Here is a 13200-nt window from a genome sequence, read left to right as displayed (position 1 = left end):
ATTAATAACAGGCTTAAGGTCAAGTATATCTAATAAAAAATATACAGATATAACAAATGATGAAAAAATTATTTTAGATATAGTAGAAAATCCAATAGATTTTACAGATAAAAAAGCTATAGATAATATAGTTAACGGCGTATATAATGAAGTGTAAAAATTATAAGATGTATATTTTACATCTTATTTTTATTTACAAAAACGTATGGACAGGTCTAATTATATACTATTTTGCATAAATTAAGAATATAGAATGTAACCAAGAGATTTAAATCATACTATAAGTATTTATTATATTGCTTAACTAGATATGAAAATCTCTTATAGGATTTACTCTTATTAAATGTGGGTTATTATATTTTTTACTAATTATAAGGCTTTATAGAATGTATATTGAGTAAAATCCTACATAAAAGTTAAATCTATTACTAAGATAATGARTTTAAATTAATTATAAKGCTTTATAGAATGTATATTGAGTAAAATCCTACATAAAAGTTAAATCTATTACTAAGATAATGAGTTTAAATTAAATAGTAGGGGGGATATTTTATGAAAATGGTTACAATAAAATTACCAAAATGGCTTTCTAATATAGTTTTAAAATTCATGAAAAGTTCTAAAAAATAATAAAAAAGCCTACTAATCAGTAGGCTTTTAAAAAGAACTTATTAAGCTCTTTCTATTTTTCCAGAACGTAAACATCTAGTACAAACCTTAACTCTCTTAGGAGTACCAGCTATTATAGCTCTAACGCTTCTTAAGTTAGCAGACCAAGTTCTTCTGCTATGTCTATTTGAGTGTGATACTTGGTTTCCAGAAACCTTTCCTTTACCACATACGCTACATACCTTTGCCATTTACGTACACCTCCTTAAAATGATAACTATATTTAAAGACTAAAAACATATTTATATTAACATAAATATTAAAAATTTGCAATAAAAATATATTTGCTTTACACATATTGAAGAATTTGTTGTTATCATATAAAATTATATATATAATTCTGTATAAAGTAAATATAAAAAAAGAAATACTAAATTTTTTCTTTTCTTACAAACCAAATTTATAAAATTTAATTTATAATAAATTTGGGTAGATTTAAATTATAACATATTTATAGTATTATAGTATATATAAATTNNNCTATAAAATATAATATTATACAGAAAATTAAATTTATTTAAAAATTTAAAAATAAATAAACTTAAGGGGGCAAAAACCATGAGTGCAAAAATAGTTAATCAGTATGGAAGTATAGAAATAGATAAACACGTTATATCACAAGTTGCGTATAGAGCAGCAATGGAAAGCTATGGACTAGTAGGATTAGGATATAAGTCTAAAGGCATAGTAGAGTTATTAAAAGGTGAAAATGCTTTTAAGGGCGTTGTAGTTGAAGAACTAGAAGATAATACTATAGCAATAGAACTTTATGTTATACTACAATACGGAACAAATATATCAACAGTTGCTAATAATATAATAGATAGGGTAAAATATACAGTTGAAAAGATTACATCAATAAATGTAAGTAAGATAGATATAAACGTACAAGGTATAAGAGTTAAGTAATTAGGAGGAAAAATATGATTCAATATATAGAAGGTAAGATGTTAAGAGATATGTTTGTATCAGGTGCAAACAATCTTCAAAATCATAAAGACTTAGTGGACAAGTTAAATGTGTTCCCTGTGCCAGATGGAGATACAGGTACAAATATGTCGCTTACTATATCTTATGCTATGAAAGAACTATCTAAAGTTCAAACTAACAGCATAACAGATATAGGAAAGTCTTTATCAAAAGGTTCTTTAATGGGAGCTAGAGGAAATTCAGGTGTTATATTATCTCAAATAATAAGAGGTTTTTCAAAATCAATAGAAGGTAAAGATAAGATAAACACTGAAGATTTAGCTAAAGCTTTTAAAAATGGATCTGATACAGCTTATAAAGCTGTTATAAAGCCAATAGAAGGAACTATATTAACAGTAGTAAGAGAAAGTGGAGAATATGCTATAAAGGCAGCTAAGAAAGAAAAAGACTTATTAAAGTTCTTAGAAATGGTTATAGCTGAAGCTAACGAATCTTTAGAAAGAACTCCAGAATTACTTAAGAATTTAAAAGAAGCGGGTGTTGTAGACTCTGGAGGTAAAGGATTAGTTCTTATATACGAAGGTATGTATGAAGCTTTAAAAGGAAATCCAATAGAAGCAAAAGACGCTAGTAGTTCAAATATTCAAGAAGTTAAGCAAGCAGGAACTTCTATAAATACTGAAGATATAAAATTCTGCTACTGTACAGAATTTATATTAGAAAGTGATTCTATAAGTGATACTGAAATAAGAGATATAATGTTACCTTATGGAGATAGTTTAGCTGTTGTTGGAGATGAAGGAATAATAAAAGTTCATATTCATACAAATGATCCAGGTCTTGTACTTCAAGAAGCTTTAAAACACGGTCAATTAGTGACTATAAAAATAGAAAATATGAAACTTCAACATGAAAATACATTAATAGAAAATACAGATGAAATAGCTCAATCTGTAGAGGAAAAAGAATATGGATTTATAGCAACGTCTATGGGAGAAGGTCTTGCTAAAATATTTAAGGACTTTGGTGTTGACTACATAATAGAAGGTGGTCAAACTATGAACCCAAGTACAGAAGATTTTATGAAGGCTATAGATAATATAAATGCTAAAAATATATTTATATTCCCAAATAACAGTAATATAATAATGGCAGCTAACCAAGCTAAGGAATTAAGTGATAAAAATATAATAGTTATACCAACTAAAAACACTCCACAAGGGTTTACTGCATTAGTTAATTTCAATGCTGATGCTAGTGTAGAAGAAAATGAAGAAGCTCTTATGGAATCTTTAACTATGGTTAAATCAGGCCAAGTAACATTTGCAGTTAGAGATACTGTAATGAATGATGTTGAGGTTAAAGAAGGAAATATAATAGGTATAGCTGAAAGTAAATTAATGGATGCTGGTGAAGGTGTAGATACTATAACTAAATCTTTAGTAGAGAAATTAGTTGATGAAGATAGTGCTATAGTAACACTATTCTATGGTGAAGATGTTACAGAAGAAGATGCAAATAAACTTCGTGATGAATTAGAGGAAAAGTTTGAAGATATAGATATTGAACTATATTACGGAGGTCAACCTCTTTATTACTACTTAATATCAGTTGAATAATTATCTAGTAAAAACATACTTTTTAGTAATTTGGATAGATTAATATATTAATTTTTAAGGTCCTGTATAATAATATTATTTGTACAGGACTTTATTTATAGGTGATTAGAATGATTGATTTAGAGAAAGACATACAATATGTAAAAGGCATTGGACCTAAAAAAGCATATAAACTAAATAAATTAGGTATATTTACATTGAAAGATTTGTTATTTTATTTTCCAAGACAATTTGAAGATAGAAATAATTTGAAAAAAATTGCTCAATTACAAAATGATGAAAAAGCTACTATAAAAGCTGTAATAGTATCTATAAATACAACAACTCCTAAAAAAGGAATGACTTTAACTAAAATTGATATAAGAGATGAAACTGGATATGCAAAGCTTGCTTTTTTTAATCAACCACATATAAAAAATTTATATAAATGTGGAGATACTATATTAGTTTTTGGAAAAGTAAAAAAAGAATTTAAAACTATAGAATTAGGTTCATGTGAAATAGAGCACCTTACGAATGTTCCTAAAAATACTTGTAAGGTTATGCCTATATATCCATTAACTTATGGAGTAACTAATAAAGAAATTATAAGTATTATAAAATCAGTATTAAGTAATGAAGAATTAAAAATAAAAGAATATTTACCTCAAAGAATAATAGAAAAGTATAAATTATGTAGTATAGATTATGCTATAAGAAATATTCACAATCCCACAAGTAAAGAATCATTAAAAATAGCTTTATATAGAATTGTGTTTGAAGAATTTTTAATTCTTCAATTAGGATTATTTATGTTTAAAAATGGAACTAGTGAAGTTGATGGAATAAAATTTAATAGAGAAGAAAAATTAGACAACATACTAAATTCATTGCCATTTAAGCTTACCAATGCTCAAAATAAAGCCTTAAATGAAATAATAAATGATATGAAGTCACATAAGGTTATGAATAGATTAGTTCAGGGAGATGTTGGTTCAGGTAAAACTGTAGTTGCACTTTTATCATTAGCAAATTGTGTTTTAAATGGATATCAAGGAGCTTTAATGGCTCCAACAGAGATTTTAGCAGAACAGCACTATATTTCATTATGTGAAACGTTAAAACCTTTTGGGATGGAAATAGAACTTTTAGTAGGAAGTCTTACTAAGAAACAAAAAGAAAAAGTTCTTGAGAGAGTAAAAAATAAAGAAATTGATATATTAATAGGAACACATGCTTTAATAGAGGATAAAGTAGAATTTAATAACTTAGGTATAGTTATAACTGATGAACAACATAGATTTGGTGTTAGACAAAGAAGTAAGCTTTCAGAAAAAGGAATAAATCCAGATATATTAGTTATGACAGCAACTCCAATTCCAAGAACTCTAGCTCTAATACTTTATGGTGATTTAGATATATCTATAATTGATGAATTACCTCCAGGAAGACAACCAATAGAAACGCTAGCTATAGATAAAGGTAAAAGAGATAAAGCCTATAACTCCTTAGTTAGAAAAGAGGTTGAAAAAGGTAGACAAGTATATATAGTTTGTCCATTAGTTGAAGAAAGTGAATCTATAGAGGCTAAAGCAGCAACAGAATTAGTAGAAGAATTAAAAGTAGAGTATTTTAGTGATTTAAGAGTGGGTCTTTTACATGGAAAGATGAAGGCTAGTGAAAAAGATGAAATAATGAAAAGTTTTAAAAATAAGGATATAGATATATTAGTGTCTACAACTGTAATTGAAGTAGGTGTAAATGTTCCAAATGCAACTTTAATGATAATAGAAAATGCTGAAAGATTTGGACTTGCTCAACTTCATCAGCTAAGAGGTAGAGTTGGTAGAGGGAGTCATAAGTCTTACTGTATTTTAATATATGCATCAAAAAGCGAAGTTTGTAAGCAAAGAATGTCTATAATGGAAGAGACAAATGATGGATTTAAAATATCAGAGAAAGATTTAGAAATAAGAGGTCCAGGAGAATTTTTTGGAACAAGGCAACATGGTTTACCAGAACTTAAAGTTGCAAATATATTTAAACATATGAAAATACTAAAATTAGCTCAACAAGAAGCTAGATATATTATAGGTTTAGACTATAAACTAGAAAATTATGAAAATAAGTTTTTAAAGAAAGAAATTCTGTCAAAATTTGAGCATTCTGTTAAAGAAATTTCATTAAATTAGTTAAATTTATGTTAAAATATACAAAGAGGTGAAGTTTTTTGAGAGTAATATCAGGAAAAGTAAGAGGACTAAAATTAGATACTCCTAAAAATGAAGATGTAAGACCTACTACAGACAGGGTTAAAGAATCTTTATTTAATATAATAAATCCATATATAATAGATAGTAATGTATTAGACTTATTTGCAGGGACAGGTTCATTAGGTATAGAATGTTTATCTAGAGGTGCATTATCTGCTACATTTGTTGATGTTAGTAAAGATAGTATAAATATAGTAAAATCTAATGTAAAAAAATCTAGATTTGAAAATGAGAGTACAATTTTAAATATAGATTTTAAATCTGCAATAGATAGGCTAAAAATGCAAAATGAAAAATTTGATATAATATTTATGGATCCTCCATATTATAAGAATATGTTTATAGATGCTCTTTCAAATATTGATAATTCAAATTTATTATCTGAAGACGGTATTATAGTAGTTGAGCATGATACAAAAGATAAATTTATAGATAAAATAGGAAGATTAGAAAAAACTAAAGAAAAGAAATATGGAAATACAACTTTAACATTTTATAAACTGGAGGAATAAAATGAAAAGTAAAAAAAGAAAAGCTATATTTGCAGGAAGTTTTGATCCTATAACAAATGGTCATTTAGATATAATTTGTAGAGCTTCAAAATTATTTGATGAATTACAAATAGGAGTTCTTTATAATCCTAATAAAAAAGGATTATTTGATTTTGATGAAAGAGTAGAATTAATAAAATCTTGCACAAAGCATTTAAAAAATATAAAAATAGTTAGCTTTGATGGGCTTTTAGTAAATTATTGCAAAAATAATGGAATAGATACTTTAGTTAGAGGTGTAAGAACAGGTGCTGATATAGAATATGAGTTACAAATGGCTCATATGAATAGAGAATTAGATCCTGATATAGAAACTATTATATTACCTACAAAGGTGGAACATTCATTTGTAAGTTCATCATTGGTAAAAGAAGTAGTAACAGTTGGTGGAGATGTTAAAAATTTAGTACCAAAAACAGTTTTAGATGAATTAGAAAGAAAAACTAATAGGGGGAATGAAAAATGTATGTAGATTTAGAAGTTATGGATAGATTCGAAGAGTTAGAATCTATAATAAAAAATTCTTCTTCTATACCATTTTCTCATAAATGTAGTATAGATAGAGAAGAAGTATTAGAATTAATTAACAGTATAAAGGCTTCATTGCCTGAAGAGTTAAAACAGGCACATTGGGTAAACCAAGAAAGACATAAAATAATAAATGAATCTAAGCAAGAAGCTATGGAAATAGTAGAACAAGCTAAAAAAGAAGCTGAGAGAATAAAAGAAGAATATGAAAATAATATAGAAGAATTAAAGAAAAATTCTCAAGAAATATTAGATGCATATTTAGAGGCTAGTGAGCCAGTAGTTAGAGCTGAAGAAAAATCAAATGAAATTATTTCAAGAGCTGAAATTGTTGCAAAAGAAATAAAATTAGGATCAATAGAATATGCAGAAGATGTATTGAGTACTGTAGAGCATAACTTAAAAAGCATATTACAAGAAGTTGAAAGAAATAGAATAGAATTAAATCCAGGAAAATAAAGAAAGCTAAGGTTAGCTTTCTTTATTTAATTTATAACTAGTTTTTTCTAATATTGAAAGAATTATAAATATGTAAATTAATATAAAAATAGGAAGTATTATATTATAATTTTCTAAATAAAAACTCCATAGTGAATTATCATAAATAAAGTTGTGCATTGTACCAAAATTTGATACAAATGAATCAGATTTTAATAGAGGATATAATAAAAATGTGAATATACTAGATAATAAACCATGTAGAAATTTACTCAAAACATATGATTTTGTGCTTATATCTGTTTTAGCTATAAAACTACAACATTGAGCCAATATAGATAAACCGCTAAATCCTATTAAAAAACTAGAAAGAGATGCTTTTAAGACTTCTGGTACTGACAATACAGATGAGATTTTATCACACCCGATAGTCATTTCAAATAAACCACTTATAAATGCATTACAAAGTTCTTTTGTAACGCCAAATATTGATAAAGGTATACATAGTATTGAAGAAACTAAAGATATTATATTAAATAATGAAAAAATTTCAAAAACTACAGAAAATACAATTACAAAACCACCTATAGATAGTAATGTATTAATACCATTAAATACAGCATTTCCAAATAAAACAAAAAAACCTCTTTCATCTTTGTATCTATCGTTTATAGTGTTTATTACATTAGATTTTAGAGAAGTTTTTGTATTGTTCAAGGATTCTTTACCGTAATTTCTAAATAAGATTCCAACAGAAATAGATCCAAGGTAATGACAGATAAGCATCAAATATCCTAATTCAGGATTTTTAAACATTCCAGTTGCTACAGCACCAACTATAAAAAGTGGACCTGATGTAGAACAAAATGAAACTAATCTTTGTGCTTCGAATTTTGAAATTTGTTTTTGATTTCTAAGTTCAGAAGCTAATTTTGCACCTACAGGATAACCGGATACTGTAGAGATAGCAAATACTAATGCACTTTTACCTGAAACATTAAAAATAAATTTTGCAACGGGATTTATTATATATCCTATTATGTCAACGACTTTTAAGTCTATTATTAAATTTGCACCTATTATAAAGGGTAAAAGTGAAGGGATTAATACATTAACCCAAATAGATATTCCTTTTTGAGCTGCTAAAATAGATTGGTTTGGAAATTTAATGATACCTAATATTAATGTAATAACAATTAAAATGGGAAAAAAAAAGTTAATAATTTGTTTTTTGTTAATTTTGATCACCTACCATCCATCTAATATAGAATTATTATATTAGATGGATTTGGCATATATGATAAAAGGTTGTATACTTATTTTACATATTTAGGTGATATATAAAAGTCCATAGGTCCTTTTAGTAGATTTCTATTATTTTTATAGTAGATAAGATTATATATATTGCTTGCTTTTATATCGTAATCTATTAATGTTTTAAATATTTTATCATCTTTAGAAAATGAAATATTAGAAAATTTATTTATAATATTCACATCTGAATTATTTTTTATATTTTTTATTATCTCACGACCTTTATCATTAAAAGCTAATATTCTTATATAAGGTATACTATCAATATTTTTTATATTATTCATATCGTATTTAGTTATACCTAGTAATATATTATTTAAGGTTCTTTTAACTTTTGTCATAGTATATCTTTTAGATTTTATAGATTCCTTTAAATCATCTAATGATGAAGAGGTAAAAATGCTTTGATATATTTTATTTTCTATACCTTCATTAACTTCAAAATATGTATTTAATATATTTATATCCCTGACTATTATTGAAGATAGAATTTCAAAATAATTATCATCAAACATAGGGTCAAAATTATTATTTATTTTATCTTTTAATGTATTAAATGTATTACATGGTACAACAGATGATATAGAGTCTATATTAGTAAAATCTTTTAATTGCTTTCTTATGGCAGTTGCAGAACAAATATTACTTTCTATAGTTTCACTATTATATTGAGATTGAACTCTAGTGATAGTATAAGGTTTTATGTTACTTTTTAGTTTTAATATACTTTTTATATATTCTAAACCTAGGATATTATTTGATGAATTTAATATATCTAATAGCTTTTCTTTTGATATATCTAAAAGATTATATTTATTAATATAATCAAATAAAGCTAAACTCCTAGCAGTTGGAAAAAGCATACCATCATCTAAGTATTTTTTTAGATATATTTTAAATTCATTAGGTTCATCTACTAGTATTTCAGAAATCGTTTTAAGTATATTAACATCACCTTCTTCACTTCCGAAACAAATAGAATCAACACAATTTAAAGAATTTAGAGTAGCTATTGCACCGTGAGAAAATATCTCTGCACTTTGGCAAGCAAACATTGTAGGCAGTTCTATTACTAAGTCAACTCCATTTTTTACAGCAGCATAAGCTCTTGTATATTTATCGAATAAAGCTGGTTCTCCTCTTTGTAAGAAATTGCCGCTCATAATAGCTATAGTATGAGTAGCATTAGTTTCTTTTATAGATTTTTCTAAATGATATAAATGTCCATTATGAAAAGGATTATATTCGACTATAAGTCCAAGTATTTTCATGAAAAAATCTCCTTTTTATATTTGAAAATAAAGGTTTTTAACAAATTATGAAGAAATAGTACTTGTACTAAAAATAAATTTGTTAATTATATTATAATATTATAACAAATTGAGAAAAATAATATAGGTTAATATAAATTATATTAAATTATCTATACTTTTTTTGAAAAAAGTGGTATATTAAATATTGTTAAAATGTTTAATGTATACAAATATATTTAGTATATTTAAGCCTAAGGCTTATTACATATTATCTATGAAATTTCAAGGAGGTATACTAATGAAAATATTAGTATTAAACTGTGGTAGTTCTTCATTAAAATATCAATTAATAGATATGTCAAATGAAGACGTTTTATGTGTAGGATTAGTTGAAAGAATAGGTATAGAAGGTTCTATACTAAAGCAAGAAAAAGATGGTGTTGAAGGAAAACTTATAGTTGAGCAACCAATGAAAAACCATCAAGATGCTATAAAGTTAGTATTAGACGCTGTAGTTGACGCACAATACGGTGGAGTTAAAGATATAAAAGAAGTTGAAGCTGTAGGACACAGAGTTGTTCACGGTGGAGAAAAGTTTGCTGCATCTGTAGTAATAACTGATGAAGTAAAAGCTGCATTACAAGAATGTGTAGAATTAGCACCACTTCACAACCCAGCTAACATAATGGGAATAGAAGCTTGTGAAGCTATACTTCCAGGTGTACCAATGGTAGCAGTATTCGATACGGCTTTCCATCAAACAATGCCAAAATCATCTTATTTATATGGATTACCTAATGAGCTATACACTAAGTACGGTGTAAGAAGATACGGATTCCATGGAACATCTCATAGATATGTATCTCAAAGAGCTGCTGATATGTTAGGTAAAAACATAGAAGATTGTAAAATAATAACTTGTCACTTAGGAAATGGAGCTTCTTTAGCTGCTGTTGATGGTGGTAAGTCTGTTGATACAAGTATGGGATTCACTCCACTTGAAGGATTAATAATGGGAACTAGATGTGGAGATATAGATGCAGCTATATTACCATTCTTAATGGAAAAAGAAGGATTAGATGCTAAAGGATTAAGCGATTTAATGAACAAAAAGTCAGGAGTATACGGAATGACTGGTATATCTTCAGACTTCAGAGATATAGAAGATGCTGCTGCTGAAAATAATGAATTAGCTCAAGTAGCTTTAGAATCATATGCTAAGAAAGTTAAGAAATATATAGGATCTTATGCTGCAGAAATGAACGGTGTTGACGCTGTTGTATTCACTGCTGGTGTTGGTGAAAATGGTATAGAAATGAGAGCTGATATAATGGCTAACATGGACTTCTTAGGAATGAAGTTAGATGAAGAAGCTAACAAAGTAAGAGGTAAAGAAAGAGTAATATCTACAGAAGATTCAAAAGTTAAGATATTATTAATACCTACTAACGAAGAGTTAATGATAGCAAGAGATACATTAGAATTAGTAAAATAATTATAAATGGATATAATATTTTATAAGGTAGGGTAAAACCTACCTTATATTTTGTAGATATACAGGATTAATGGCAAAAATATCTATCAAGTAAAAATACTTGACAAACAAAAGCCAAATTTGTATAATAAATTGGTAATGTATTGAGGTGAATCTGATGAAAATAAGTCTAGATAAATTAATTAGAAGAGAAACTGACAAATTAGACTTGAATTTTTCTCAAAAAATTGATACTATTAGTTATTGTAATACTGATTACAAACTAGCCTCACCAATAAATATAGAAGGTAAAGTTTCAAACACTAATAAAGGTTTATACCTAGATATAGATGTTGACTTTACACTTATTGACAATTGTTCAAGATGTTTAGATGAGGTAGAAGTACCGATAGAATATTCTATACAAGGTTTTTTAGTAAAAGAAGGCTTTGATGAAGATGAATTTGAAGATGATGATGCATTATTATTTGATGGACAAGATTTAGATCTTGTTGATATAATAGAACAGACATTAGACTTTAAAATACCTGCAAGTGTTCTTTGTAAAGAAGACTGTGAGGGACTTTGTCAAGGATGCGGAGCAAACTTAAATATAGAAGCTTGTTCTTGTAATGAAAGTGCGAACGACGAGGAGATCATAGATCCCCGTTTTGCTAAATTAAAAGATATATTTAAAAATGACTAAGGAGGTGGCGTAAATGGCAGTACCAAAGCGTAAAACATCTAAATCAAAAACTAAAATGAGAAGAGCAGCTAACTCTAAAATGGTAGCAACTGGATTCGTAAGTTGTCCACAATGTCATGAGCCAAAATTACCACATAGAGTATGTCCAGACTGTGGATATTATAAAGGTAAAGAAGTTGTATCTGAATAATAACTTCTAAAACATGTAGAATTTATTCTACATGTTTTTTTGTTTATAATAAATTATATAAGATAATAATGGTTACTAGAAAAGATATTATATTACTATTATTTAGTAATGATTACAATTATGATAATAAAAAGCTATAATATAATATATAAAATAATAAATATAAACTAAGTAAGGAGGAATATTTGTGAAAATTGTAGTAGATGGTATGGGTGGAGATAATGCACCAAAATCAAATGTAGAAGGTGTAGTAAATGCTATAAAAGAATATAATGTAGATATAATAATAACTGGAGATAAAGATTTACTTGAAAAAGAATTTGCTAATTATGAATTTGATAGAAGTAAATTAGAAATAGTACATACTACTGAAATTATTGAAAATGAAGACAAGCCTGTAAAAGCTATCAGAAGTAAAAAAGATTCATCTATGGTAGTTGGACTTAAACTTGTTAAAGAAGGCAAAGCCCAAGCATTTATATCAGCAGGAAACACTGGAGCAGTACTTGCTGGAGGCGTATTTGTTGTTGGAAGAATAAAAGGTATAGATAGACCTTGCTTATGCCCAGCGTTACCTAATGTAAAAAGAGGCATGACTTTAATAGCAGATAGTGGTGCCAATGCTGATTGTAAACCTATAAACTTAGTTCAATTTGCAGGTATGAGTAATATATATGCAAATAAGGTATTAGGAATAAGTAATCCTAAAATAGCATTAGCTAACATAGGTATAGAAGAAGGAAAAGGAAATGATTTAGTTAAAAAATCATATGAAGAATTAAAGAATTTAGACTTAAACTTTATAGGGAATATAGAGGCAAGAGATGTTATAAATGCATATACTGATATAATTGTCTGCGATGGATTTACAGGAAATATATTATTAAAATCAACAGAAGGTGTAGCAATGTCTGTTATGAAGCTTATGAAAGAAACATTATTAAGCAGCACAAAAGGTAAATTAGGTGCTATGCTTATAAAAGATGATTTAAAAAAATTAAAAAGCTATATGGACTATTCTGAATATGGAGGAGCACCACTTTTAGGCGTTAATGGTGGGGTAATAAAAGCTCATGGAAGTTCAGACTCAAAAGCTATAAAAAATGCAATAAATCAAGGTATAAAGTTTGCAAAAGGAAATGTAGTTAAGGAAATACAAGTATTTTTAGAAAATAATAAAAATGAAGAAAAATAGTATATAGATTTAAACGAATTATATAAGAAAATATATAAAAATAAAATATTAGTTGATATCTTAAATTCAATTATTAAATAT

Annotated in this window: 13 protein-coding genes; 10 read left to right on the top strand and 3 right to left on the bottom strand. The window is 26.8% G+C overall.

Features of this window, described 5'->3' with window-relative positions; genetic code table 11:
• Positions 1-671: 671 nt before the first annotated feature.
• Entirely contained in the window at positions 672-860 is a 189-nt protein-coding gene (gene rpmB, locus G3997_RS07880) for a 50S ribosomal protein L28 (protein WP_296645192.1), read from the bottom strand.
• A 367-nt stretch (positions 861-1227) separates the two neighbouring features.
• Here rpmB and G3997_RS07875 point away from each other — a divergent pair, with 367 nt between their 5' ends.
• From G3997_RS07875 to G3997_RS07850, 6 genes are all read left to right on the top strand, one after another.
• On the top strand, positions 1228-1578 hold the full coding sequence (locus G3997_RS07875) for an Asp23/Gls24 family envelope stress response protein (protein WP_296645190.1): 351 nt from the start codon (positions 1228-1230) through the stop codon (positions 1576-1578).
• 14 nt (positions 1579-1592) lie between these two features.
• Entirely contained in the window at positions 1593-3218 is a 1626-nt protein-coding gene (locus G3997_RS07870; protein WP_296645188.1) for a DAK2 domain-containing protein, read from the top strand.
• Positions 3219-3328: 110 nt separating this feature from the next.
• Positions 3329-5389, top strand: a complete 2061-nt coding sequence (gene recG, locus G3997_RS07865; RefSeq protein WP_296645187.1) for an ATP-dependent DNA helicase RecG — start codon at positions 3329-3331, stop codon at positions 5387-5389.
• 38 nt (positions 5390-5427) lie between these two features.
• The gene (gene rsmD / locus G3997_RS07860; RefSeq protein ID WP_296645186.1) at positions 5428-5982 is read left to right on the top strand and encodes a 16S rRNA (guanine(966)-N(2))-methyltransferase RsmD; all 555 of its coding nucleotides are present in this window, start codon (positions 5428-5430) and stop codon (positions 5980-5982) included.
• A gap of 1 nt (position 5983) precedes the next feature.
• Positions 5984-6493 carry a pantetheine-phosphate adenylyltransferase gene (gene coaD / locus G3997_RS07855; RefSeq protein WP_296645185.1) on the top strand — a complete coding sequence of 170 codons (510 nt, stop codon included), beginning with the start codon at positions 5984-5986 and terminating at the stop codon, positions 6491-6493.
• Positions 6484-7008: a hypothetical protein gene (locus G3997_RS07850; RefSeq protein WP_296645184.1), complete on the top strand. Its 525-nt coding sequence runs from the start codon at positions 6484-6486 to the stop codon at positions 7006-7008. The genes coaD and G3997_RS07850 overlap by 10 nt, the downstream gene beginning before the upstream one ends.
• Positions 7009-7020: 12 nt before the next feature.
• Here the strand turns inward: G3997_RS07850 and ylbJ are convergent, their stop codons facing one another.
• A complete protein-coding gene (gene ylbJ / locus G3997_RS07845; protein ID WP_296645181.1) occupies positions 7021-8235 on the bottom strand; it encodes a sporulation integral membrane protein YlbJ in 1215 nt (404 codons plus the stop codon).
• Positions 8236-8303: 68 nt separating this feature from the next.
• On the bottom strand, positions 8304-9572 hold the full coding sequence (locus G3997_RS07840; RefSeq protein WP_296645178.1) for a nucleotidyltransferase: 1269 nt from the start codon (positions 9570-9572) through the stop codon (positions 8304-8306).
• 280 nt (positions 9573-9852) lie between these two features.
• Here G3997_RS07840 and G3997_RS07835 point away from each other — a divergent pair, with 280 nt between their 5' ends.
• The 4 genes from G3997_RS07835 (at position 9853) to plsX (ending at position 13119) form a co-directional block, all read left to right on the top strand.
• Positions 9853-11049, top strand: a complete 1197-nt coding sequence (locus G3997_RS07835) for an acetate/propionate family kinase (RefSeq protein ID WP_296645175.1) — start codon at positions 9853-9855, stop codon at positions 11047-11049.
• Positions 11050-11206: 157 nt separating this feature from the next.
• Positions 11207-11734 (top strand): YceD family protein, encoded by a 528-nt coding sequence (locus tag G3997_RS07830; protein WP_296645173.1) that lies wholly within the window; start codon positions 11207-11209, stop codon positions 11732-11734.
• A 13-nt stretch (positions 11735-11747) separates the two neighbouring features.
• Positions 11748-11924, top strand: a complete 177-nt coding sequence (gene rpmF / locus G3997_RS07825; protein WP_071119670.1) for a 50S ribosomal protein L32 — start codon at positions 11748-11750, stop codon at positions 11922-11924.
• A gap of 187 nt (positions 11925-12111) precedes the next feature.
• Positions 12112-13119: a phosphate acyltransferase PlsX gene (gene plsX / locus G3997_RS07820; RefSeq protein ID WP_296645168.1), complete on the top strand. Its 1008-nt coding sequence runs from the start codon at positions 12112-12114 to the stop codon at positions 13117-13119.
• Positions 13120-13200 lie beyond the last annotated feature (81 nt).

Origin of the sequence: Romboutsia sp. 13368 (assembly GCF_018336475.1) — a bacterium.
Classification (GTDB): domain Bacteria; phylum Bacillota; class Clostridia; order Peptostreptococcales; family Peptostreptococcaceae; genus Romboutsia.
The sequence above is the reverse complement of the archived record's forward strand: the minus strand, read 5'-3'. Positions and strand labels throughout refer to the sequence as shown.